This is a genomic window from Streptomyces sp. NBC_01237 (genome assembly GCF_035917275.1).
Classification (GTDB): Bacteria; Actinomycetota; Actinomycetes; order Streptomycetales; family Streptomycetaceae; genus Streptomyces.
Window position 1 is genome coordinate 92,000 of sequence record NZ_CP108509.1, and the last position, 22,037, is coordinate 114,036.

Annotated in this window: 24 protein-coding genes and 5 pseudogenes; 18 read left to right on the forward strand and 11 right to left on the reverse strand. The window is 68.1% G+C overall.

Annotated features, from left to right (window positions below):
* Positions 1 to 299 precede the first annotated feature (299 nt).
* The 5 genes and pseudogenes from OG251_RS36730 to OG251_RS36750 all read left to right on the forward strand — a co-directional run bounded on the left by OG251_RS36730 (position 300) and on the right by OG251_RS36750 (position 4,708).
* Positions 300 to 1,226 carry a DUF3825 domain-containing protein gene (locus OG251_RS36730; RefSeq protein WP_326681607.1) on the forward strand — a complete coding sequence of 309 codons (927 nt, stop codon included), beginning with the start codon at positions 300 to 302 and terminating at the stop codon, positions 1,224 to 1,226.
* A gap of 214 nt (positions 1,227 to 1,440) precedes the next feature.
* A complete protein-coding gene (locus OG251_RS36735; RefSeq protein ID WP_326681608.1) occupies positions 1,441 to 2,118 on the forward strand; it encodes an isochorismatase family cysteine hydrolase in 678 nt (225 codons plus the stop codon).
* Between the two features lie 236 nt (positions 2,119 to 2,354).
* Complete coding sequence (locus tag OG251_RS36740; RefSeq protein WP_326681609.1) at positions 2,355 to 3,023, forward strand: DUF7677 family protein; 669 nt, start codon at positions 2,355 to 2,357, stop codon at positions 3,021 to 3,023.
* A gap of 408 nt (positions 3,024 to 3,431) precedes the next feature.
* Positions 3,432 to 3,797, forward strand: a pseudogene (locus OG251_RS36745) (transposase); the annotation flags it as partial.
* Positions 3,798 to 4,093: 296 nt separating this feature from the next.
* The gene (locus OG251_RS36750) at positions 4,094 to 4,708 is read left to right on the forward strand and encodes a GNAT family N-acetyltransferase (protein WP_326681610.1); all 615 of its coding nucleotides are present in this window, start codon (positions 4,094 to 4,096) and stop codon (positions 4,706 to 4,708) included.
* Between the two features lie 566 nt (positions 4,709 to 5,274).
* On the opposite strand, the gene OG251_RS36755 is transcribed toward OG251_RS36750, so the two are convergent.
* Positions 5,275 to 5,514, reverse strand: coding sequence for a hypothetical protein (locus OG251_RS36755; protein ID WP_326681611.1), 240 nt, complete (start codon positions 5,512 to 5,514; stop codon positions 5,275 to 5,277).
* An 81-nt stretch (positions 5,515 to 5,595) separates the two neighbouring features.
* On the opposite strand from OG251_RS36755, the gene OG251_RS36760 reads away from it, so the two are divergent.
* Positions 5,596 to 5,814, forward strand: coding sequence for a hypothetical protein (locus OG251_RS36760; RefSeq protein ID WP_326682815.1), 219 nt, complete (start codon positions 5,596 to 5,598; stop codon positions 5,812 to 5,814).
* Between the two features lie 336 nt (positions 5,815 to 6,150).
* Here OG251_RS36760 and OG251_RS36765 read toward each other — a convergent pair whose 3' ends face one another.
* Positions 6,151 to 6,609, reverse strand: coding sequence for a hypothetical protein (locus tag OG251_RS36765; RefSeq protein WP_326681612.1), 459 nt, complete (start codon positions 6,607 to 6,609; stop codon positions 6,151 to 6,153).
* Positions 6,610 to 7,013: 404 nt separating this feature from the next.
* On the opposite strand from OG251_RS36765, the gene OG251_RS36770 reads away from it, so the two are divergent.
* A complete protein-coding gene (locus OG251_RS36770; RefSeq protein WP_326681613.1) occupies positions 7,014 to 7,493 on the forward strand; it encodes a hypothetical protein in 480 nt (159 codons plus the stop codon).
* Here OG251_RS36770 and OG251_RS36775 read toward each other — a convergent pair.
* The 6 genes and pseudogenes from OG251_RS36775 to OG251_RS36800 form a co-directional block, all read right to left on the reverse strand.
* Positions 7,462 to 7,803: pseudogene (locus tag OG251_RS36775) on the reverse strand (transposase); the annotation flags it as partial. The gene OG251_RS36770 and the pseudogene OG251_RS36775 overlap by 32 nt on opposite strands.
* Positions 7,804 to 7,884: 81 nt before the next feature.
* Complete coding sequence (locus OG251_RS36780; protein ID WP_326681614.1) at positions 7,885 to 9,084, reverse strand: M20 family metallopeptidase; 1,200 nt, start codon at positions 9,082 to 9,084, stop codon at positions 7,885 to 7,887.
* On the reverse strand, positions 9,081 to 9,863 hold the full coding sequence (locus tag OG251_RS36785; protein WP_326681615.1) for a helix-turn-helix transcriptional regulator: 783 nt from the start codon (positions 9,861 to 9,863) through the stop codon (positions 9,081 to 9,083). Before OG251_RS36785 ends, OG251_RS36780 begins: the two co-directional genes overlap by 4 nt.
* 351 nt (positions 9,864 to 10,214) lie before the next feature.
* Positions 10,215 to 10,538, reverse strand: a complete 324-nt coding sequence (locus OG251_RS36790; protein ID WP_326681617.1) for a hypothetical protein — start codon at positions 10,536 to 10,538, stop codon at positions 10,215 to 10,217.
* 71 nt (positions 10,539 to 10,609) lie between these two features.
* On the reverse strand, positions 10,610 to 11,113 hold the full coding sequence (locus tag OG251_RS36795) for a hypothetical protein (protein ID WP_326682816.1): 504 nt from the start codon (positions 11,111 to 11,113) through the stop codon (positions 10,610 to 10,612).
* A gap of 135 nt (positions 11,114 to 11,248) precedes the next feature.
* Positions 11,249 to 11,683, reverse strand: a pseudogene (locus tag OG251_RS36800) (helix-turn-helix domain-containing protein); the annotation flags it as partial.
* On the opposite strand from OG251_RS36800, the gene OG251_RS36805 reads away from it, so the two are divergent.
* The 10 genes and pseudogenes from OG251_RS36805 to OG251_RS36850 form a co-directional block, all read left to right on the forward strand.
* Positions 11,682 to 12,239, forward strand: a complete 558-nt coding sequence (locus tag OG251_RS36805) for a hypothetical protein (RefSeq protein ID WP_326681618.1) — start codon at positions 11,682 to 11,684, stop codon at positions 12,237 to 12,239. The pseudogene OG251_RS36800 and the gene OG251_RS36805 sit on opposite strands and share 2 nt — an antisense overlap.
* The gene (locus OG251_RS36810; protein WP_326681619.1) at positions 12,236 to 12,781 is read left to right on the forward strand and encodes a dCTP deaminase; all 546 of its coding nucleotides are present in this window, start codon (positions 12,236 to 12,238) and stop codon (positions 12,779 to 12,781) included. Before OG251_RS36805 ends, OG251_RS36810 begins: the two co-directional genes overlap by 4 nt.
* On the forward strand, positions 12,778 to 13,308 hold the full coding sequence (locus OG251_RS36815) for a dCTP deaminase (protein WP_326681620.1): 531 nt from the start codon (positions 12,778 to 12,780) through the stop codon (positions 13,306 to 13,308). The genes OG251_RS36810 and OG251_RS36815 overlap by 4 nt, the downstream gene beginning before the upstream one ends.
* Positions 13,305 to 13,802 (forward strand): cytidine deaminase, encoded by a 498-nt coding sequence (locus OG251_RS36820; protein ID WP_326681621.1) that lies wholly within the window; start codon positions 13,305 to 13,307, stop codon positions 13,800 to 13,802. The genes OG251_RS36815 and OG251_RS36820 overlap by 4 nt, the downstream gene beginning before the upstream one ends.
* Positions 13,799 to 14,710 (forward strand): class I SAM-dependent methyltransferase, encoded by a 912-nt coding sequence (locus tag OG251_RS36825; RefSeq protein ID WP_326681622.1) that lies wholly within the window; start codon positions 13,799 to 13,801, stop codon positions 14,708 to 14,710. The genes OG251_RS36820 and OG251_RS36825 overlap by 4 nt, the downstream gene beginning before the upstream one ends.
* A 131-nt stretch (positions 14,711 to 14,841) precedes the next feature.
* Complete coding sequence (locus OG251_RS36830) at positions 14,842 to 15,750, forward strand: UTP--glucose-1-phosphate uridylyltransferase (protein WP_326681623.1); 909 nt, start codon at positions 14,842 to 14,844, stop codon at positions 15,748 to 15,750.
* Between the two features lie 52 nt (positions 15,751 to 15,802).
* Positions 15,803 to 16,936 carry a hypothetical protein gene (locus tag OG251_RS36835; protein WP_326681624.1) on the forward strand — a complete coding sequence of 378 codons (1,134 nt, stop codon included), beginning with the start codon at positions 15,803 to 15,805 and terminating at the stop codon, positions 16,934 to 16,936.
* Between the two features lie 33 nt (positions 16,937 to 16,969).
* Entirely contained in the window at positions 16,970 to 18,535 is a 1,566-nt protein-coding gene (locus OG251_RS36840; RefSeq protein ID WP_326681625.1) for a glycosyltransferase family 4 protein, read from the forward strand.
* Positions 18,536 to 18,566: 31 nt separating this feature from the next.
* Positions 18,567 to 19,229 carry an HAD family hydrolase gene (locus OG251_RS36845; protein WP_326681626.1) on the forward strand — a complete coding sequence of 221 codons (663 nt, stop codon included), beginning with the start codon at positions 18,567 to 18,569 and terminating at the stop codon, positions 19,227 to 19,229.
* A 142-nt stretch (positions 19,230 to 19,371) separates the two neighbouring features.
* A pseudogene (locus tag OG251_RS36850) lies at positions 19,372 to 19,725 on the forward strand (ISL3 family transposase); the annotation flags it as partial.
* A gap of 8 nt (positions 19,726 to 19,733) precedes the next feature.
* Here the strand turns inward: OG251_RS36850 and OG251_RS36855 are convergent.
* The gene (locus OG251_RS36855) at positions 19,734 to 20,201 is read right to left on the reverse strand and encodes an SUKH-3 domain-containing protein (protein WP_326681627.1); all 468 of its coding nucleotides are present in this window, start codon (positions 20,199 to 20,201) and stop codon (positions 19,734 to 19,736) included.
* 193 nt (positions 20,202 to 20,394) lie between these two features.
* Here OG251_RS36855 and OG251_RS36860 point away from each other — a divergent pair, with 193 nt between their 5' ends.
* A complete protein-coding gene (locus tag OG251_RS36860) occupies positions 20,395 to 21,171 on the forward strand; it encodes a hypothetical protein (protein ID WP_326681628.1) in 777 nt (258 codons plus the stop codon).
* Between the two features lie 121 nt (positions 21,172 to 21,292).
* Here the strand turns inward: OG251_RS36860 and OG251_RS36865 are convergent.
* Both OG251_RS36865 and OG251_RS36870 read right to left on the reverse strand, forming a co-directional pair.
* A pseudogene (locus tag OG251_RS36865) lies at positions 21,293 to 21,538 on the reverse strand (NAD(P)H-dependent glycerol-3-phosphate dehydrogenase); the annotation flags it as partial.
* Positions 21,539 to 21,667: 129 nt separating this feature from the next.
* On the reverse strand, positions 21,668 to 22,021 hold the full coding sequence (locus OG251_RS36870) for a YcaO-like family protein (RefSeq protein ID WP_326681629.1): 354 nt from the start codon (positions 22,019 to 22,021) through the stop codon (positions 21,668 to 21,670).
* Between the last annotated feature and the right edge of the window lie 16 nt (positions 22,022 to 22,037).

Consider the following 22,037-nt stretch of genomic DNA (forward strand, 5'->3'; position numbering starts at 1 on the left):
CGCCCGCACCGCGCCGTCCGGCAGTGGTACGCGCCGCCGGACCGCCACGGCGCAGCGGTCTGTCTGCTGCGCTCCCCAGCCGCAGTACCGGACGCGCCCCACCCGGTGAGCCAGGACACATGACCACTCGGTGCCGGTATCCACCACCCGTCAGGAACACCCGACGTGGTGGACGTCGGCACCGGTCCAGTACGCCACCGGCGTCCACCGCCGGGCCGGTCCGCACACACGGACCGGAAACGCCGCCGGACCATGTCCGGCCGCCCGCACCCGCACCCGCTCCGTCTGAAAGGCCCGTCGTGTCATTCACCCCCGCCGCCCCGTCCGCAATGGACTACGCGCATCCGACCAGCCGTCCCTACGACAACACGCCGCCCGGCGCCAGGACTTCTGAAACGCCTGGTGCGGACAGGCACTCGCCCGCTCGCGGCAAGCTGCGTGCCTTCGCCTGGCTCGGCCACAGCCGTACCGTGGAGGAGCGGCTGGCGGGCACGGGGTCCGAGGACCGGTTCGATGAGCTGGCCCGGATGGCCGTGCAGGAGCCCTGGGAGATGCCCATGACGGCAGAGCCCGGCTCCCTCGGGATTCTCAAGTACTACGTGACCTGGACCTTCGAGCAGGCTCTGCTCACAGAGGCCGTCCTGCCGAGCCCCGACGCCGACATGTGCGTCTTCAACACCGGGCTGATCACCCGGCAGCACGAGGACATCTACGGGATCTTCCGGCCGAACCACCGGCCCGATCAGCAGGACTGGATACTGGCCGGCTGGCTGGTGGCGGGCGCACCTCAGCTGGACGTCTTTCCCGAGCTCCCGTCGGCAGCCGTGTATTCGCAGGACCCTCTCTCCTACGTCTACGACTGGGACCTCCCCCTGGACTTCTCCGCCCGCCAGCTCATCCCCTTGATCTCCGGCCTTCTCCCGGCCGGGCTCAAGGAGTTCTCCCTCGGTCTGGAACTCATGCTCGCCGGTGCGGTGAACCGCGCCCGCGACATCGCGAAACGCTATCCGGGTACGGCGGTACCCGCGTGGCAGCCGGGCGGAACAGAGATACAGCTCCTGCTGCCTCTCTACCTTGCTGATCCCGCGACGCCGGACGCGGCACTGGTGCTATCGCGCGGTGACACGACCTACCGCTGCACCGCCATCGTGTCGCCCGCCCAGGGGTACAAGGAGGCACGGCTCATCACGCGGCCGACCGCGCACTGGCTCGATTCCCTCACGTAGACCACCCAGCAAGCCGTGCCGAGTTCCCCGACGACGACCTGTCGGACCTGCGTGACCGGCTGGCGGAGCGCACCCTCGTCTGAGACGAGGGGCGAAGGCCGGACCGCCGGGGCACCCCGCCGGCGCCCCGGCCTTCGCCGCTTGCTGTGTCCTCATCGACCCTGCCCGCAGGTTTGATGCCCGTACTTGGACCACGTCCGACAGGAGCCCTGCTGTGCCCGACTCCGGAGCGAGTATCCATGCATGGCACATCGACGAACGGGACCATCAGCGCCATACGGAACGGCGCGGACGCCGGTTCGCCTACACGAGCCTCGATCCCGCACGTACGGCGCTGGTCGTGATCGACATGGTGCCGTTCTTCGTCGATGCCAACCCCTACGCCCGCGGCATCGTCCCGAACATCCAGCACCTCGCCGACCGCCTGCGGAGCGCCGGCGGTACGGTCGCCTGGGTCCTGCCCGCGCGCACCGAACGCACTGAGACCGGCGACGAATTCCACGGCCCCGAAGCAGCCGAAATGTTCCGCACCGCCGGCGGTACCGGACCGCTGCGGGACCGGCTCTGGCACGGCCTCACCCCCGGCACCGATGACCTCCTGGTGGAGAAGTCCGCACCCAGCGCCTTCTTCCCCGGCCGCTGCCCGCTGCCCGAACTGCTCCGGAAACGCGACGTGAACACGGTTCTGATCACCGGCACGGTCACCAATGTGTGCTGCGAGTCATCGGCCCGCGACGCCTGGACCCTCGGCTACCGGGTCATCATGATCGCCGACGCCAACGCGACCGGCCGCGACCAGGACCACAACGCCACACTGCGCACGGTCTACCGGTCTTTCGGGGACGTCCGGCCCACCGCAGATGTCCGCGCCCTGATTGACGCGCAGACGTAAAGGCGACAGGGGGCCGTGCGGCAGCCGTGATGGCTGGTCTGCGGGAATCCGTGTACTGCGACGCCACAGTGCCGACAGCGGGTCTGCCACCGCCGGACCCCCTGTTCCGGCCGCAGTATCGCGATCGAGCTTTACGGGAGCGAAGCGCCCGCGATAAACCGAAGAGAAACCGCATCAGTGACGTCACACCATTGATGGGAGCGGCCCGTTTGAAGACACCCCACAAGGAACACACCATGAACCCTTCGACCAGCAGGACCGTTTCACCGCCGACCGACACCGACTGGCGTGCTGATGGGGTGAATGAAATACAACAACTTCCACCCGGCTTGCGGAGCGATCTGCGATATTTTGCCTATTATCTGGGCAACGGAACTCTACTTTGTCCTGTCTATGACGAGCTCGATTACGACGAGGTCATCACGCGTTATGACGACACGGTGGGGCGGTTGTTCGCGATCTTGCTCGATAGCTATGACCGCCCGCTGGACGACGATAAGGTGGATTCGTTCGCTGACTACGACCGGGTGAGGGCGTGGCTCGCGGCTGAGTGCGACCAGGCGCGCTACAAGGCACCCGCGTTGAGTGATGCCGAGCTTCGTCTGTCGGATTTCGACGAGAAATGGAAAGACGCGGTCGTGGCGTTCGCCTGCAAGCTTGGAAGCGGCACTCTTGCCCCGAAGGTGCTGAAGGGGATCGACTATGTGCCGTATCTAGTCGAGGGCGGTTCCCTCCCGGAGGATGTCGTCATGGTGTTCGCCAACGTGCTGAGGGTCACTTCGGACGGAACGCCGACCAATGCAGGGCACGCCGAGCATCGAGCGGCGCAGAAACTGCGGGAGTGGCTTGAGCCCGGCTACCAGCCGGATCCGCCGATGGAGATCTGGGAGTTCAACCTCGTCTAACCTCGGGCTTTCACGAACTGGGCGGTCCGCAACTTGACCACAGCTGGGAGAAGTACCCCTGACCAGCGGCATCGGCACTTGTCGAGCGTCCGGTTGGGTGCGAGGAGAGAAGCACCCCTCAGGTGAAGCGGGCGTACGATCTTGCCCCGAGCGCTCCCCGATCGCCATCGCGTGTCCGTCTATGCGCGCAGTGATGAGGTCGCCCGCACGGTATAGATTGGGACCCGGGGTGCGGTCAGGGTCGTTTGCCTCATCACCATCGCGTGATGGAATCCGCGTAGCCAACTTCGCGGAGTCTCCTGATCACGTTGTCCGACGGCTGGTCAGAAGAGCGGAAAATGCCCCTGCCCAGCAATAATGCGGATTGTCTAGGCCCTCGTTCCCGCGCCCGTCGGAGGCACTTTCCAGGTGAGTAGGCGTATCGGGTGGTACCCGCGTGTCCGCGTCGAGGGCGGTGGCCGCGGGACGGTTTCTCAGGCGGGGGCGGTGCTGCTGGTCGAGACGGTCCGCACGTCCGGCCTGGACACCGCGGTATCGGCGGCAATGGCGCCGTGGCGCAAGCCGCGAACGGTGCACGATCCGGGCAAGATCCTGCTGGATGTGGCCCTGGCCGTCGCGCTCGGCGGCGACTGTCTGGCCGACATCGGCATGGTGCGGGCCGAGCCCGACGTGTTCGGCCCGGTGGCCTCCGATCCGACGGTCTCCCGTCTCGTCGATGCTCTCGCCACAGCCGGGCCGAAGACACTCGCTGCGATCCGGTCGGCGCGGGCAGAATGCCTGCTCGGCGAGGCAGCGGGCCTCCTCACCCCGACCGCCGGCCAGGGACCGGCAGCCGGCTTCCGCCGCTCCGGCATCCTTCACGGCCTCCACCTCGTCCGCGCCAGCATCGGTGCCCGCGACATCGAAGCCACCGCCCACTGGATCACCACCCTCTCCACCCACATCCCTCACGTGCAGTCCATCCGCTGCCGGGCCCTCCTGTCGGTCGTGCGTAACAAAGCGGGCAGTCAACTGCGCGCAGCCCACCGCACAGATGTACTCGACGCCATCAGCAGGGCACTATCGAGGGCATGACGACCCAGCTGCTCCCGACTGCGGCACGAGCGTGGACGATGGCCGCCGTCTCCTATGACAGTCCGGCTGCACGCGAGCTCACCCAGGCCCTTCAGCGCGAACAGCATGGGATCTACGGGCGGGCCGATGACCCCGAGACCACGGCGGCCGCAGAGTTCGAGTCACCCTGCGGCGTTTTTCTGGTCACGGAACGCGCGGACGGAATCGCTCTGGCTTGCGGCGGATGGCGCACCGTCGGACTCACTACTGCTGAGGTCAAGCGCATGTACGTGGCCCCGGCCGCCCGCGGACAGGGATATGGGCGGCGGCTCCTGGAGGCCCTGGAACAAGACGCGTCACGCCATGGCATGACCAAGGTGATCCTGGAGACCGGCGTCAGCAACCACGTAGCGCTCGCCCTGTACAAACGCTGTGGTTACACCCTGGTCGAGCCCTACGTCCTTGGCCGGGACCCAAGGATCAACCGGGCGCTGAGCAAGGATCTGAGCCTGCCGTGGGAGGTTCAGCCGGAGTACGGGACGGAACGGCTGGCATTGCCGCACAAGCTCAATGATCCGGACTCGACTACGGGGCCGAGCTGGCTGCCCTTGCGCGTTGGGCGGCTCAGCTGATGCCATCGCATCTTCGGCATCTGCTGACGATCACACCACCAGGATCAGGATCATCTCGTCGGCCACCAGGAGCATGAACGCGTCCACGGTCGGCACGCGGGCCACTCAGGCGACGGCGCGCCCGATGACAGCCGTGCACCAGGTGTTCCCCCGCCGGTGGGCAACAGCCTCCATCGCAGGGGGAGCAGCGGGTCGAGCGGTCCGGCGCTCCGCCGGACGGCCTCCGCGCGGACCTGGTCGTACAAATCCCGGGACGGCGTGCCGCGGTACCGGGTGCCGGGAGTGGAGGCGCGACGCGGCGCAGCAGGAGCGGTCACGGCTGTCGGACGTGGCGAGACAGTCGGCGTGAGCGAGGCCGGGGCGCGGTGTATGGGTCGAGGCCGAGGTCGAGGCCTTCGGCGCGTGCGATTCTCGCCGCTGTACGTGCGAGCCGGCGGGGACGATCTACGGCCACCATGGTCGATCGCTAGCTGCGCTGTGCCTGGCTGCCGCGCGAATTCACCGGTATCTGCCAGAGTCCCGCAGCGTCGGTGTCAGCCGCTGATGTCATCGGAAGCCGGTCGTCCTCACGGACTCTCGCCCGTCGTTGCCCCGCCGCCCGTGTCACCCTTCTGCCGGACGGCCCTGCGCCGATCCTTGAGGTGCCGAATGATGAGCCAGACACCCCCGAGGGCAACGACGGGGCAGAAGATCCGGCCAAAGACCGTCGCGCTGGTGAACGCTCCAGCGATGCTCCCGGCAAGGAGCACTGCGTAATAGACCAGCATGGTCGGGTGTTCAGCGTGCTGATCGCTTCTGACGGTCATGGATCCCCCCTGCGACCACAGTATCGGTCTGATGAACGCCTCATCCGCACCGGCTGCGCCAGACGCACAGCGGCTTCGGAGATGACCAGGTGCGGCAGGCTCGAAGCCGCCGGCGTCCACCTGCGCTACGGCCCCGACGGCTGCCTCGCCGGCGTCACCCTGCTGGAGCGGGGCTGCCTGATGTCGGCCGGCCTGGGCATCGTCAAACTCCTCGAAGGACGCCGGGGGCAGACCTACCCCGACATGGAATGGGAACCCAAGGCCGCCTTCGCGGCAGTGGCGCAGCGGTATCGGAGATGACAGGCCAGCGCCGGTCTACCACCGCCGCGACCTGCGGGCCAACGGCGTGTTGTACCTGTGCGGGTTACTGATGCCGGGCGTCGCCGGCAACTGCTGGTCGATCGCGGAGGCAGTCGGACTGGACCGACCGTATCGCCCGCACCACCTGCTCGACGCGCCTGCTGGGAGAAGGACGGTGCGAGAGACGTGGCGCCGCGTTCCTGACCCGGCACCTCGGCGCCGACGGCGGGGCCCTGATCTTCGACGAGACGGGGCAGGCGAAGAAGGGGACGAAGACCGCGGCCGTGGGTCGGCAGTATTCCGGCGCGATGGACCGGGTCGAGAACGTGATCGTCTCTAGCCGTTGTTGCGGGTCCAGGTTTCCGCGGAGCAGCTGCCGCTGGAGCTGCATATGGCCACCCGGATGCCGCTGCCCTGGCTTCCGTACGCGTTCGGATATGTACTGTCCTCGTAGAAATCCTTGTTGCAGCGGCCCCAGGTACCCGTGACGGAGATCGCACATTCGCCCTGGCGGTACAGCTGCCAAGAGCTGCCGTTCCACAGGTAGTTGCTCCAGCGGGCGTATGCGCCACTCGTGTTCGCGACCAGATAAATCCCGTCTCCGTACATCTGGAAGCACGATTCACCGGCGCTGGACTCCGCACAGGGGCCCGTGCTGTAAACGGGGCCACCGAGCACCGCTTGATCGTATTCCGTTGCCGCAGCCGACACGCCGGCAACGGCCGACGCCGTATCCGAATTCGCCGCTGCGGGGCTTGCCGAGGTGGCCAGGCCGATGGTCATCAGCACGGCCACGACCGCTCCGAAATTCCGTGCTCGCTTGATGGTGTTCCGTAACACAAACCCTCCTTCGCTGGCACCAGCGTCCACGCTGTCCGGACGGTGGCGCTCAAGGCTCCCGAAGTGCATGAAAGGACCGTCGGATTGGCGGGAAGTCGGAATTTCTCCGCACCGAAGACCCCCGTCCCCCAAGGTGCCTCGTAGTTCAGGCACCGGCATGTCCGCAGACGAGCATCGCTCATGACTCGCCGAGCCGTCCAGGAAACAATGAGCCAGCCTGACGGCTCATTCGTGGGGGCCGGTGGCGCATCCGGACTGTAATAGTCGTAGGACGCCGTGTCGATCAGGTAGACGCCGAGGTAAGTGGCGATCCGGCCCGGATCATGCCCGGTCCCACGCGAGACTGGTTATCCGGGGGTATGGCGCAAGCTCACCGGGGCGCTGGTCGGCTTACCGGTAGCCGCGCCGACGCGGCGAGTGCGCTGGCCCAGGCCCGCCGCCGCGTCGGAGCGAAGCCGCTGCGGTGGCTGTTCGGCCTGCTACGCGGCCCGGCCGCCGGCGTCGGCACCGCCGGTGTGTGGTGGCGGGAGCTGCTGGTGGTCGCACTCGACGGCACCATCCTGACCGTGCCTGACACCTCCGCCGTCTTGACCAGGTTCACCAAACAGGCGGGCAACCACGGCGGGACCGGATACCCGCAGGTCCGCCTGCTCGCCCTGGTCGCCTGCGGCACCCGCACCCTCATCGACGCGGTCTTCGGCCCCACCACCTCGGGCGAGACCACCTACGCGCCACCCCTGCTGCCCAGCCTCCGGGCTGGGATGATCCTGCTCGCTGAGGTTGATCCCGGGGAGTGGACACCGGATTTCATGCGGCGAGTGAAAGCGTACGTGATGTGATCAGTTGCTGTTCGAACTCGGCTGGTGTGAGGTATCCGAGGGCGGAGTGCCGCCGGCGCCGGTTGTAGTACGACAGCCAGCGGAACACCTCAAGCCGTGTCTGCGCCTTCGAGGTCCAGCGTCTTCCGTGAAGCAGTTCTCGTTTGAGGCCCTGGAAGAACGACTCGGCCAGGGCATTGTCGTAGCTCGAGCCGATCCGGCCCATGCTGCGGCGGATGCCGTGCCGGCGGCAGACGTCGGCGAAGGAGGCCGCGTTGTACTGGGCACCCCTGTCGGTGTGGAAGACGACGCCGTCCACCCGGCCGCAGCGGGCAGCCCCCGTTCTCCGGAAGGCGCAAACTTGGTCCGTTCCTGCGACTTTCCTGCTCCATTTCTGGTTCAGAAGTGGTATCTACGCAGGTCGGAAGGCCCCCAGCAGGTCAAGAACCGTGCGGTGGTAGAGGGCGTGAACGAGCGGGAGGTCAGTGAGCCGGGCGCACTCGTCCGTGCCGTGCAATCCCTCGTACCTTGTCCCGAAACCGGCGGTAGCGGGCACGTTGTGCCCGGCAAGGAGATTGCCGATGTTGGAGGGTCCCGCCGTCTTCGCCTTCACCCCGGCCCCAAGGACGTCAGCGCTGCGGAACATCGCCGCGGCGGGCTCCTGGTCGGGCCCCAGGCGGAAGGGCGGCCAGCACGCAACCTCCACGACCTCGGTCGGCACCGGCGGTGGCAGCTGGGCATCGAGCTGCGCGACGACGTCTCCGACCAGGGCGGCGGCCGCGGGCCCGTCGAGGGCCGGCGTCAGCCTCACGTCGACGTTCAGGTCGACACGGTCCGGGGTCACCGACCACCCGGACCCGCCCGCGATCGACGTCACCGAGAGCTTCGCCGGCAACGGGAACCGGTAGTCGGCTCCGGGCAGTTCAGCGGAATCGAGCAGCTGGACAAGACGGGCGGCCCGGGAGACCGCGCTCACCACGTTCTTGCTGGAGCCGGAATGGCCGGCGGGGGCGTGCACGGTGACGACCGCGCGCCACAGCCCCCGCCCCCCGACGACAACGTCGTCGAGCCCCGGGTATCCGATCATGACACCGGACGGGCGCCGTGCGTCCGGGTCCGCCAGGAACGCCCGCGCACCGCCGAACTGGCCCGTGTGCTCATCCACATCAAGGAGCACACTCAGCCCGCCCGCAAGCCGGCCGGACACCCTCTGGACGTCCTCGGCGACATGACAGAACACACTCGCCGCGAGCTTGCTGTCCGCCGCTCCTCTCCCCCGCAGCCAGCCACCGACCACGTCCCCGGCCGTGGGAGGGAAACTCCACGCCTCCTCGTCGCCGAACGGCGCAGTGTCCAGGCACGCGTCCAGCGTCCACCACGAACCCGGCCGTCCCCCCTCGATCTCCACCAGGAGTCCCACACACCCGGCATCCGGTCCGTAGAGGCGGCGGTAGGGAAGCGACCTCTCTCTCAGCCACAATTCGACCCGGTCCAGGACCGGCCCGTAGTCGTCGAGGCCACCACGGCTCGGCAGCCGCACAAGGTCCTGGGCCAGACGGACCACCGACTCCGCCCTCTTCCCGGCCAACTCCACAAAGTCGAAACCGTTCACGTCTCTCCCAGCAACTCGGGTCCGGATCGTACGGGCAGGCGGCGCAGGGCGTGGAGGGTCTCCACGGGCCGCGCTGACGCACACGCTTCCCGGCCGTGCTGGACCAGCCCAATGGCGGCTTCACTCCCCAGCGCCACACCGCAGTCGAAGCCGTCCGCCCCATGAAAACTGGGCAGGGGAATCACGGCCGCGTTCTCCGATGCAACGAAGTGACGCTCCAGCGCAAAGGGTTTTTCCACGAGCCCGATGTGCAAGGACTGCACACCGTTGCGGCGCTCCGCCGGATCACGCAGAGCAAGGAGCCGCGCGAGATGCTCCCGGAGCTCCCTGTGCCGCGGCGGCCCGTACAGCACCCGGTAGTGAACCAGATCCGGAGTCCGGGACAGGACGCTCTCGATCGCCGACAGATATCCGGGTTCACGCGACCGTGCCCCTGTCACCACGAGCTGTTCCTTCGCTCCGAGGACAACGTCGATCATGGCTCCGACGAGGTCGACATGTCGCGTCAGAAGCCGGGTGACGTTTCCGGTGCCCATTTCGGCGAGGCTGGTGGTTGCCTCCTGCCCGTCCTGGTGCGCGAACAGCACACGGGAAGGATGCCCGAACAGCTTGCACAGCGCCTGCCGGCTCTTCGGCCCCGTCCGCCTCCGCCCCGTCTCCCAGGCGCTCAGCAAGGTCGGACTCGTTGCTCCGCCCGAGATCTTATTGAGAAGGTCGCACACTTCCTCCAGCGCGAGGTTCAGATCGAGCCGCGCCGCTTTTAAGGCCGATGGCTTCATGCCGACCAGCGTGACAGGAGAGCGGCCCGCGTTCACACCCCATTCAGCAACTCGCAGAGTCCAGCCCGAACGCACCGATCAGCACATCTGCCCTGCCCCTACCGGCCGCGACCGCACCATGCACCCGGCTGCCGACCTCGCCCGGGACGGGGCAGCGCAGGTTCCGGGGCTGGCAGCGTCGAAGTGCGCTGTCAGTGATGGGTGGTGTACCCGGGCGGAATCGTCCTACGAGATGGGTCTCTCTGGCCGGGCAGGCAGCGCAACGCTGGCCCGCGGCGCCACTGGGCGCCCCCGTCGTCCGTGGGTAGGTCCTGTGCAGGTGGTCCTGGACGGCGGGGCCGGGGACTTGACTCACATGGCGGCCATGCGGGTTCTGACGGCGAGTGCGTCTCGGAGGTTGCGGGCCGACCCGGTGTCCTGGGCGATGGTCACGGCCGCGTTGATGACGCTGTCCGCGGCTTCACGTTCACCGGAATCGAGGTAGATGGAGGCGGAGGACGTCAGCATCTCCGCGGCACCGCGGACTGAATCCGTCGGCCAGGACGCATGGGCGAAGTCGAGAGCCTCCCTGCCCCGCCGGAGTGCTCCCGGGGTGCTGGTTCCCAGGCGGACCATGGCGTGTCCGACCCATTTCTGGATCTCCGCCATGTCGAGGTATCCGATGTAGGGAGGCATTTCGCCGTCGTCCGCTGTCTCCAGCAATTTCCATGCTGCCCGGATGTCGGTGTCTGCGGGACGCACATGTATCAGTGCTGCGTGATGGTGGGCGCGCACCGCGTGGAGCCAGGATCTGACGGCGGGGTGGGCGAGAGTCCCTGCGACATGGAGGGCACGGTCGGCGATCGCGAGGGCTTCGGTGAGGCGGCCCGGTCGGCGGCGACGCGGCTGTACTGACCCAGGAGGTTGGCGGCCACGGAGAGGTCACCCGCCGCCTGGGCGTGATCGGCGGCGGTGAGGTAGTACCCGGCCGCCATTTCCGTCATCCCCTGGTCGTAGGTGAGGAAGCCGACGAAGCCGCCGGTGTCGGCGGCGAGCGCGGCGATACACGCCCGGTCGGCCGAACTCGTAGTGCGGTGCAGCCAGTTGATCACCTGACGGTGGTGGTCGCATGCCTGTGCATAGACGGATGACGCTCCGCAGAGGTTGTCCATTCGTCCCTGTGCCGCCCGGATGGCACGGTGAGCGTTCATGAGGTCGTCGTTGCCGGCCAGGAGCCCGTCCTTGCCGGGGATCAGGGTGGTGCTGTTCATGACGAATATTCCCGCGCCCGTTTTGAGTAATGCTCGTCGATGCATGTCGTCCCCTCCCAGGTGCCCGCCGGCTGATGCCGTCAAGGCTGCGTCCTTTCGCTCTCTTTGTTCAGCTTTTGCCAGTGCTGTCAGTGTGCCGTCCGCCCCCAGGGCTGCGTCCAGCGCGTCCGCGATGGGGCAGCTGGGGTGGCGACGGCCGTTCTCCAGGTCCGACACCAGCGATTTGCTGCATTGGGCTCGCCTGGCGAGCTCTCGGTAGGACAGGCCTCTCTGACTGCGGAGTGCGGCCAACTGCCGTCGGAAGGACGTTGTTTCACTCACGGTGGGCTCCTTCGTGTCCGCAACGGGGTCTGCGCCGACTCCGGCCACCAGCAGACACCATCGGCGACCTGCGACGCAGGGGTCTCCGCAGTTTTGCGGACAGTCTGCGGACAGTTTGCGGACACCCATGGTCTGCCGGTCGGGGCCTCCGGTCTGCATCATGGGTGTCACGAAAGCCGACGGGGCCGAAGCCCCAGGCACGGCGCACATCCGACTCACTGCATGCATGCACACAAGGGGGACTGCCATGCCCAGATTGGCCTTGCACGGGAGACCCGGCGCGGGGAAATCCACGCTGGCCGGGATGCTCGTGGAGGAGTTGTGCAATGCCGGGGCGCAGCCGTTCCGGCTGAAGGTGGGTGCTCCGCTGTACGAGTTGCAGGCACTGGTCCGCGCAGCGGCCGGACGTCCGCTGCTGAACAGGGACGACCAGGACGGCGAACTGCTGAACTGCCTCGGTCTGCAGATGCGGCGTATCAATCCCGCGGCACTGACGGACCAGTTCGTCCTCCGTGTGAAGCAGGCGGAACAGCTTTACCCCCGTGCCGTGCTGCTCTGCGACGACGTACGGGGGCCGGACGCCGACGTGGTTTCCGGGCTCGGGTTCCGGATGGTGCACGTCGCCGCACCGGACGAGGTGCGTCGGGCCCGCAAGGCGGGGCGTAGGGACCTGTCCGCCGGGGACGATAATCATCCGACGGAGGAGCCCGTCACGGCCGGCTCCTGGCGGTGTGTCGAGAACGACGGAGACCTGGACGCGCTGCGAGCGCGGGCGAAGTCCCTCGTCGCGGAGGTGCTCCGGTGATCCTGTCGGGGCCTGAGATCATGCGCCAGCGGGCGGCGAATGCTCTCACCATCGAGCCGTTCGACGAACGACAGCTCAACCCTGTCTCCTACAACTACCGGCTGGGTGGCACCCTGCGTGTCCACCGGTCGCAGGTGCTGGACACCCGGGCCCAGCACGGGCTGTCGGAATTCGAGATCCCGCCGGACGGTGTGGTTCTGCGGCCCGGGCGGATCTACCTGGGTACGACAGCCGAGGTGATTGGCAGCGACGAATTCGTGCCGTGGCTGATCGGCCGGTCCTCGGTGGGACGTCTCGGCATGTTCCTGCAGTTCAGCGCCGCACTGGGCAACCGGGGCTCCTGCCACCGCTGGACCCTGGAGATCAAGGTCGTCCAGCCCCTGCGGGTCTATACCGGGATGACGGTCGGCCAGGTGATGTTCATGACCGCCCGGGGGGCGCCGCACGCGTACACCGGATTCTTCGGACACATCAGCCAGGCCCTGCCACCGGCCGCAGGCCGGCTGGCAGGTCCCTCTCCGCTGGAAGGAAGCGCACCGTGATTCTGACCGGTCCCGAGATCATCGGGGAACACAAGGCCGGACGGCTCCACGTTGAGCCGTTCGACACGGCGCGGGTGCAGCCCAACTCGTACGATGTCGCCCTGGGCCCGACCCTTCTGCGGTACACCGAATCGCCCCTCGATGTCCGTGCGGCCAACGCCACCGAAGAGATACTGATCCCGCCGGAGGGCGTGCTGCTGCAGCCGGACCGGATCTATCTGGGCTCCACCGTCGAAGTGATAGGCAGCGACCACTACGTGCCGATCCTTCACGCACGGTCCGGCGCGGCGCGGCTGGGGCTGTTCTGCCACGTCACCGCCGATCTCATCGACGTCGGGTCGAAGGGGCAGCTGACGTTCCAGCTGCACGCCGTCGAGCCGTTGCGCGTCCACGCCGGGGACGTCCTGGGCCAGGTCACGTTCATGCATGTGCAGGGGAGGCGCCTGCTCTACACCGGGAAGTACCAGGGATCGGTCGGCCCTCAGGCGTCCAGGAGCCATCTGGACCGTGCGAGGGAGCTGGTATGACGCGCGTGGTCACCGACCCTGCCGCGGGGGTGTCCGACCGGCGGGCCGCAGCGCTCGTCACGGTGGCTTTCGACACCATCAGCAGGCGGTACGTGGAGGACCGGCATCAGATCGCCGCTGCGCTGCTCGACGCGGACGGCGGTGTTCACGTCGGGCTACACCTTGACGCGATGGTCGGCCGGGCTGCCGTGTGCGCCGAGGCGGGCGCCCTGTCCGCGGTCCGCCTCGTCACCGGGGCGCCGCTGCTGATGATCGCCGCTGTCCGCTACCCGAAGCCCTCCGAGAGCGGCGGCGCCCGCATCGTTCCGCCCTGTGGCCTGTGCCGGGAACTGCTGCTCGACCACGGCCCCGGCCTCCACGTACCCGTCCCCGCTCATGGCGGCACGGTACGGCTCGTGGCACTGTCCCAGCTCCTGCCGGCCAAGTACGTCGGCACGAAGTGGCCCGCCCCCGTCCTTCCCTCCGCAGAATTCCTGACCGAGGAGACCTCATGACGCAGCCCGACTTCCGCACCCCCGAGCTGGACGCCCTGGCCGAGCGGATCATCCCCGCCACCCACTTCGAGTTCCCGACCGAGACCGCCCGCGACCGGTTCTTCCACAACACCCGAATGCTCGACGTCAAACAGCACGTGCACAACGCCTACCGGACCAACCCCCGGTCCATGGTCGACCACATGATCACCAATCTGCAGCTCTCCGGAACGCAGGACCTGCTCGACCTGGGATGCGGCAACGGATTCATCCTGGAGCACCTGCGGCCCCACCTCGCCGACGGCACCATCACTGGCCTCGACAACGCCCCCGCCGTCCTGGACGCAGCCCGCCGGCGTCTCCACGGCACCGCCACCCCGTGTTCGTGGATCGAGTCCAGCGCGGACGACCTGACGATGCTCGCCGACGACTCCTTCGACCGGGTCATGGCCAACTACATGATCCACTACGTGCCCGACCTCGACCGGTGCTTCACCGCCATACGGCGGGTCATGCGCCCGGGCGGCATCTTCCAGCTGACCACGGACCGGGCCGACAGCATGCTGGAAATGTACGACGTACACTTCGAAGCGCTCCGCGCCCTGGACGCGCCCGACGACCTGTTCAAGGCCACCCCCAAGGGGCGCCTGTCGCTGGACACCGGAGCCGCGCAGCTGGCCGAGTACTTCGAGCACGTGGAGAAGGTCACCTGGCAGGACCAGCTCAGGTTCACCGACCCGGCGCCGTTCATGCGGTTCTACGAGGTCGGGCACAACCACTGCTGTGCCTCATCCGTCCCCGACTCCCGGTTCGACGACGGTTTCTACGCCCGGCTGCGCGGTCTGGTGGAGGCGGAGGTCGTCCGCCGGATTCAGGCCGACGGGTACTTCGCGGTGACGAAGTTCACCGGGAGTTTCCTCTGCCGCTGACGCGTAGGCGGTGTCGTGTGGCTCGAACGGTCGAGTGCCCTGCCGGTCCCGGTACCTGTGGCGGCCGGGGTTGGTAGCGTCCCCGTGCCGTGCCGGTTCTGGTGTGGCACTCGACCGACAGAGAGGGCCTCATGGCCACCACGATCCGCCGGGCGGTCATTCCCGCCGCCGGCATCGGCTCCCGGCTGCTGCCGCTGACCAAGGCGATCCCCAAAGAGATGCTGCCGGTCGGCGACAAGCCGGTCATCGAGCACACCGTGTGCGAGCTCGTGGACTCCGGGATCACCGACATCACCATCGTCGTGTCCGCGGGCAAGGGGCTCATCCAGGATCATTTCCGGCCTTCCCCAGCACTCGCGGAGCAGCTCCGGGCCGACGGGAAAGACCGATTCGCCGACGCGGTGGACCAGGTCGCCGAGCTGTCCCACAAAGGGCACATCACCTACCTCGACCAGCACGGCCCGTACGGGAACGGCACTCCGGTGCTGAACGCGTCCCACAATTTCGGCGAGGAGCCGATGTTGGTGCTGTGGCCCGATGACGTGTTCGTCTCCGAAGTCCCCCGCGCCCAGCAGCTGATCCGGGCGTACGAGGCGACGCGGTGCCCGGTGCTGGCCCTGATGCCGATGGACCGGTCCGAGTCCCACCGTTACGGCGTCCCTGTGGTGAAGGAGGACATGGGCGGCGGGATGCTGCGGATCACCGGGCTGGTGGAGAAGCCGAAACCGGCCGACGCACCGTCCGAGTTCGCGGCCATCGGCGGATACGTCGTCACCCCCGGCGTGGTCGACGAGCTGCGCGAGCAGACCCGCCGCTGGTACGCGGCCGGCGACACGACGGCCGAGGTGTACCTCACCGACGCCATCAACGCCTACGCCTCGACCCGCGCGGCCTACGGACAGGTCATCCAGGGCCGCTGGTTCGACACGGGAAACCCCGCCTCCTACCTCGAAGCACAGTTCGCCACCGCCCTGCAGCACCCCGAATACGGTCCGCGCCTGCGCGAACTGGCGCGGAGCATGGACACCCCCAACAGCTGACCGCTCCCTTCGGGCCCGCCCCTTGGGAGAGGGGCCGGCCCGAAGGAGAACCGTGAAGCCCCAATACGAACCCGTCATCGATCAGCACGACACCTGGCTCGCCGTCAACCCGGTCCAGGGCTGCCCCAAAGACTGCTCGTACTGCTACCTGAAGGACCTGGGCCTCACCCTCGCCAAGCCCGCCGAGCTCGCCACCCCGGCCGACACCCTCACCCAGCTCCTCGCGAGCCGCTACTACCACCCCCGTCTGATCCTCGCCCTCTACACCTGCACCGACGCCCTCGCCACGCCCCGCACCCGCGCCCACCTCATCGCGCTCCTCGACGTCCTCGGCGACTCACCGGTCCGCAACCCGGTCTGCCTCATCACCAAGTGCGCCGTCACCGACGACGTCGTCGCCTGCATCCGACGCAACCAGGCCAAGGGCCTGCGCGTCATCGTCTACCTCTCCTACTCCGGTCTCGGGCCCGACATCGAACGCGGCATCGACCACGGTGCGCTGAAGGACAACTTCCCCCGCCTCCACGCCGCGGACATTCCAGTCATCCACTACTGGCGCCCGGCACTGCCGCAGAACAGCACCTCGGCCGTCATCGAATCGGTCATGGACCTGGCCTCCCGGTACGCGCGGTGCTCGGTCGCCGTCGGGACCAAGGTCAAACCGACAGCGAAGGATCAGATCACCGCACTGTGGCCGCAGCTCGCCGACCCTGCGCTCGACCCACAGGCAGCCGACTCCGTCTGGCCACGGACCACGTGGGACTGGCTTCGCGACCGACCCCGGCGCTACGACACCCACCCCGTCTACCAGACCAACTGCTGCGCGCTGGCCTACGTCCTGGGCGAGCCCGACCACGGCGGTATCTGGAACTCCCCCACCTGCCTCAACGCCAACCACTGCCCGCCCGAGCAACGCAACCGGTGCGCCGCCCCCGTTCCCTCCCAGCAGCCGGTGACACCAGCCCAGATCAGCGAGCGGCTCCGCGTGATCGGGCTCACGGATCTCCCCCACTCCTACGACCGGCGGACCCGCACGCTGGTCCTGAGCGACCCGGTGCCGCTGCGCGACCAGCACAACCTTGCCCAGGTTCTGCGCATCAGCGTCCGCGCTCCCCAAGCACCCGGAGAACGGTACTGGTCCGGCCGCCTGGCAGGAGGAACACCCCTCATCGTCGACGCCTCCTGACCAGCCGCCCACTTCACCTCACCGGAGAAATCCATGGCACCGACATCCCGCCCCCTTTCGCTGGACACCGGAGTCCTGTTCTGGCCGCGCGGCGGCAGCGCACAGGTCATCCGCTATCTCCTGCGCGAACTGAACAGCCGGGGCTGGACCACCACGCTCCACGCCGGATCACTCGGCAAGCCCGGCGACCCCTCCCACGGCTCCACGTTCTACAAAGACCTGACCCTCCACCCCTACGACTACAACGACGCCCAGCACCGGTTCCTCACGGGCCGGAACCCGCAAGGCGGCCCCCGCCCCTTCCACCCCTCCTACGAAGACCGCGGCCACTGCCCCGACCCCCTATTCCCCGCGGTACCCCCGAACGACGCCGACCGCATCACCCGCGCGTGGACCGACCACCTCACCCGCCACCGCAGCCCCGACACCGGCATGCTCCACCTGCACCACCTCAGCCCCCTGCAGACCGGCGCACGCAGCGCGTACCCGTCCGTCCCCCGCGTCACCACCCTTCACGGCACCGAACTCAAACTCATCGACGGCATGACCAGGCGCCTCCGCCTCGTCCGGTCCGCCGGCACCTTCCCCCAGGACCTCGCCCGCACCCTGCACACCGACAACCCCCACCGCACCGGTGAAGCACACCGTCTGGCATGCACCGCCCGCCTCGACGACACCGACACCGAACTGCTCACCACCACCGACTGGCAGAAATGGGCCCACTGCGAGTACTGGCTCACCCGGATGCGCCAGGCCGCCCACCACGCCGGCGACCTCGCGGTCGTCTCCGACCAGGACCAGGAACTCGCCCAGCGCCTGCTCCACCTCGACACCCCGCCGCCGGTCATCCCCAACGGCGTGGACACCACCGCCTTCCAGCCGCACGGCCTCACCCCCGACGAACGCATGCGACACCTCCGCCACTGGCTCGTTGCCGACCCCCAGGGCTGGGCACCGGGACAGGCCCCCGGCAGCATCCGCTACACCGACCGGGACCTGAAACGCCTCCTGGACCGCCACGGCCGGCCGCGGCCACTGCTTCTCTGGGTCGGCAGATACCTCGACTTCAAACGCGTGCCCATCCTGCTCCAGGCATTCGCAGCCCTGCGCACCCGGCTGGACCCCGCCCCGGCCCTGCTGATGTGGGGCGGATACCCCGGCGAGTACGAAGGCGTCCACCCCGCCGACATCGCGGCCCACCGAGGCATCCAGAAAGACGTCTTCTTCGCCGGCTGGCGCGGACACGACGAACTGCCCACCGGCCTGAACTGCGCCGACCTGCTCGTCGCCCCCGCCGTCAACGAACCCTTCGGCATGGTCTACCTGGAGGCCATGGCCTGCGGAACCCCACCCGTCGCCACCGCCACCGGCGGCCCGCTGCGCACCATCACCCCCACCGGCCCGACCGCGACCGGGTGGCTCGTCAAACCCGACGACACCAACGACCTCGCTGACACCCTCACCACCGCCCTGGCCGACCCGGCCGAACTCGCCCGCCGCGGCGCCAACGGCCGCACCCGCACCCTGACCACCTACAGCTGGTCCCACACCGCCGACCGCTACCTCGACCTCTACAACCACGCCCGCACACACGCATAGTCCACCCCACCACCACAGAAAGGCCCCGACCATGCCACCCATCAAGGGCGTCCTGTTCGACATGAACGGCCTGTTCCGCATCTGGAACAACACCGGCGCCGCGCACAGCGAAGCCCTGGCCGAACTGCCTCCCGGCACCATCGCCCGCTACGCGTACGACCATCCCGCCTACCGCACCGCACGCGTCGGCATCATGACCGACACCGAGTGGGCCCAGGACGTGGCCAGCCGCCTGGCAGCCGACTTCCATCGCCCGCTCAACGACATACGCGAAGCACTGGTCCCCTGGCGGCAGGACCGAGGCACCCCCGTGTCCACGATGATCGCTCTCCTGAACGAGGTACGCCGACACGTGCCCACAGGAGTCCTCTCCAACTGCACCGACGCATTGGCCACCGACCTCCAACACCACGGAATCACCTTCGACCACATCTGCTCCTCCGCCGAGCTCGGCGTCGACAAGCCCTCCCCCCATGCTTTTCGCCTCGCAGCAGACCGCATGGGACTCCCGCCCACGGCGCTCGCGTACTTCGACGACGAGCCCACCTTCGTCACCGCCGCCCTCAGTACCGGACTGCACGCCCACCTATACCGCACCCCGGAACGGACGGAACATACACTGCGGAGCATGGGGCTCCGCCTGCCGATAGCGACCACCCGGCGCGTGAACCCAGAAGCATTGATCCAGGAGTGACGACCGCCCCGACGAAGCATCAGCGGCGAACGCGGACCGGACCATGACCGCTTTCCCAGCGAGCAGTTGTACGACGGCGGGCACCGGTTCCCCCTTTCCAGAAGAGATCCTCGGGTGCGGTGGCGTCGGCGAGGACCGCCACCCCGACACCCTCACCGAGGCGGAACAGCTACGCCTCAAGGCCGTTCTGGTCCACTGCCCCGAACTGGATGCACTCACCGGACACGTCCGGTCCTTCGCCGAGATCCTCACCGAGCGGCAAGGCCAGCGGCTGCCCGAGTGGCTCGACGCCGTCCGCAACGACAACCTGCCCGGCCTCCACACCCTCGCCGCCGGCATCGACCGAGACCGTGACGCTGTCATCGCCGGTCTCACCCTGCCCTGGAACTCGGGCGTCGTAGAGGGGCACGTCAACCGGATCAAGATGCTCAAGCGGCAGATGTTCGGCCGAGCCGGATTCCTGCTCCTCCGAAAGCGAGTGCTGCTCTACAGGTGACCGACGCGTCAGGACGGCTGTCCCACTGGCTCGTACCCCTCATCGATTCGGCGAGGAGCCACGCCGAGAACCAAGTTCTCCATGGCGTGAGGCATCGGTCCGAAGCTGGCAACCCAGGTCTCGACGAGATAGATCACGCCCCCTTCATCGATGCCCAGGAAAAACCGGCCGTGGTCCAGCTCGCCGAGCGGGTAGAGATGGCGCCCGATCGCTTCGCCCCACTCCGTGAATCGGTCATCCTCGCCCCAGGCCAGCTCGGGGTCCAGCTCGAACGGCGTGCGTGCACAGCTGATCCCTGGTCCGCTGACGTTCACAGTCAAACCGCCGAACTCTTGCAGGAAGGCTTCCGCAGCGTCGTGCATCGCGAGGTCGACTGCTTCGAACATGTATCGCCAGCGGGCCGTGTCTACCTTCCGTCCAGGCGTCCAGCCCGACGCCTCCAACACCTCATCTACCTCTCGCGACCAGCTACTCATCTGGGGCCCCGACTCCTCAGCTATGGGTGAGCAGTGATCATCTCAGCGGCCGACGTCACTGAACAGTGTGTGAGCGCCTCACGGAAAGCGAGCCAGAACCCGAGTTTGACGGCGTTGCGGTTCTTGCCAGGTCAGCAGCGTGATGCTCCTGGTGAAAGACGCTGGGAAGGTGGGAGAATAGGCTGCGCTGGCCATGGATACGAACGCCGAACCCGAGCAGACCCGGCACACCACGAACGCTGCTGGTCCGCCGATCCGGCGGCTGTTCCAGGACGTCATCGCCGACCGCATGCAGGGCCCCCGGCCGCCCCAGGCCGCGATGCTGTTCGACGGCGAGGTTGACCCTTGCTGGGACGACCGGAGCCTCCTCGGCGACTTCTATGGCGAGATCCTTCACCAGGACACCTGCCAGCCGTCCACTGCTGACGGCCTCGCCCTGGTCACGGCCCTCGCAGTCGACGACCGCGTTCCCGCCCGACACCGGTTCCAAGCCGTCGACCTGCTGTTCAGGGCTGCCACTGTCGCTGAGCGCCATCTCGCCGAGACCTGGCCGGCCATCCCACAGCATGCCGATCCCGACAGTGAGGCCCGGGCCCGCAGCGCGGTCCAGGCTCACGTTCCAACTCTGCTGGCCCGCTGGTCGGCCGAATGCCCAGCGGTTCGCCTAGCTCTCGCCGGACTCGCCGTGATCATTCCGACGGACCGCACCCTGCCCGCCCTGACACCGCGCCTGCGGACCTTCACGCATCAGCACCCCCAGGGCACCGACATCGGCGACTACGTGCGCTTCGTCCTCGTCCTGGCCACCCAGAACGACGACCAGATCCTCACGGCGACGGAGAAGCTCACTGACGCCTACTGGACGGGAACAGCGCGCGAAGTGCCAGCCCGGCCACGAGCCCTCCACCTCCTCGGCCAGATGCTGACGAAGGTCGGAATCGGACTCACCCGAGCACCCGCCAGGCAGTGACGCACCGCGCGTCTCTGATGCTGCTATTTCTCGTGAACATTGACGGGCCTCAAGATCCGCAACCGCTGCCCAAACTGGCGGACAAACGCTGCCCCTAGAAGTGAACGAAACCACACCGGGCGAGGTTGTCCCGCAGTGACTGGGCGGGGATCGACAGCACGAGGTAGTCCGCCCCGGCCAGCGCGGCTGCCGCGTCGGTGGTCGCGGTCAGTGAGGCGGGCAGGGTGACGTCCGGCCAGTACGCCGGGTTGCGGTGTGTCCGGTTGATGCCGTCGGCGATCTCGTCCCGGCGGGCGTGGACGATGACGTCGGAGCCGGCGTCCGCGAGGATCTTGGCGACGGCTGTTCCCCAGGACCCGGCCGACAGGACCGCCGCGCGGGTACGGTGCTCGCTCGCTGCGGGGCCTCTCGGTGATGACGGTCAGGCTGGCGTCTTCGGGGTGGCGGCCGGGCCGGGCTATCGTATCGGCCGCCCGCGTACCGGGCCGTCGCAGTGTCAGCAGGACCGCCCGCCGGTCTGCTGGTCCCGGTAGAGCACGTCCCGCTCGACTACCTCGTCAAGGGCGTGGAGCAGCGCTTCGTTGCGGGTGTTGCCGCACGCCGGGCTGGTGCTGGTCGCGCGCAGCAAGCCGGGGCTCCACTCCGGGCGTTGCATCCGGCGGCGGACCACGTCGGCCGACACCAGCGCGCTGCGGCCCCTGACCAGGCCGGTGCCTGTTCTCCAGTCCCCCACACCAGCGCGGGAAGGGCTGGTTCGGGAAGCCGGGTGGCTAAGTTCCTGACGACGGTCAGCACGGAGGGCACGGACGGCGGTGTCGGCACGGACGGCGGTGTCGGCGCTGCACTTCACGATGCGGCGGGTTCGA

Coding starts and splice junctions, on each gene's coding strand:
- OG251_RS36740 (WP_326681609.1), top strand. CDS start 2,355: ATGAACCCTTCGACCAGCAGGACCGTTTCACCGCCGACCGACACCGAC.
- OG251_RS36750 (WP_326681610.1), top strand. CDS start 4,094: ATGACGACCCAGCTGCTCCCGACTGCGGCACGAGCGTGGACGATGGCC.
- OG251_RS36755 (WP_326681611.1), bottom strand. CDS start 5,514: ATGACCGTCAGAAGCGATCAGCACGCTGAACACCCGACCATGCTGGTC.
- OG251_RS36760 (WP_326682815.1), top strand. CDS start 5,596: ATGACCAGGTGCGGCAGGCTCGAAGCCGCCGGCGTCCACCTGCGCTAC.
- OG251_RS36770 (WP_326681613.1), top strand. CDS start 7,014: ATGGCGCAAGCTCACCGGGGCGCTGGTCGGCTTACCGGTAGCCGCGCC.
- OG251_RS36785 (WP_326681615.1), bottom strand. CDS start 9,863: ATGAAGCCATCGGCCTTAAAAGCGGCGCGGCTCGATCTGAACCTCGCG.
- OG251_RS36790 (WP_326681617.1), bottom strand. CDS start 10,538: ATGCCTCCCTACATCGGATACCTCGACATGGCGGAGATCCAGAAATGG.
- OG251_RS36795 (WP_326682816.1), bottom strand. CDS start 11,113: ATGAACAGCACCACCCTGATCCCCGGCAAGGACGGGCTCCTGGCCGGC.
- OG251_RS36805 (WP_326681618.1), top strand. CDS start 11,682: ATGCCCAGATTGGCCTTGCACGGGAGACCCGGCGCGGGGAAATCCACG.
- OG251_RS36820 (WP_326681621.1), top strand. CDS start 13,305: ATGACGCGCGTGGTCACCGACCCTGCCGCGGGGGTGTCCGACCGGCGG.
- OG251_RS36825 (WP_326681622.1), top strand. CDS start 13,799: ATGACGCAGCCCGACTTCCGCACCCCCGAGCTGGACGCCCTGGCCGAG.
- OG251_RS36830 (WP_326681623.1), top strand. CDS start 14,842: ATGGCCACCACGATCCGCCGGGCGGTCATTCCCGCCGCCGGCATCGGC.
- OG251_RS36840 (WP_326681625.1), top strand. CDS start 16,970: ATGGCACCGACATCCCGCCCCCTTTCGCTGGACACCGGAGTCCTGTTC.
- OG251_RS36845 (WP_326681626.1), top strand. CDS start 18,567: ATGCCACCCATCAAGGGCGTCCTGTTCGACATGAACGGCCTGTTCCGC.
- OG251_RS36855 (WP_326681627.1), bottom strand. CDS start 20,201: ATGAGTAGCTGGTCGCGAGAGGTAGATGAGGTGTTGGAGGCGTCGGGC.
- OG251_RS36860 (WP_326681628.1), top strand. CDS start 20,395: ATGGATACGAACGCCGAACCCGAGCAGACCCGGCACACCACGAACGCT.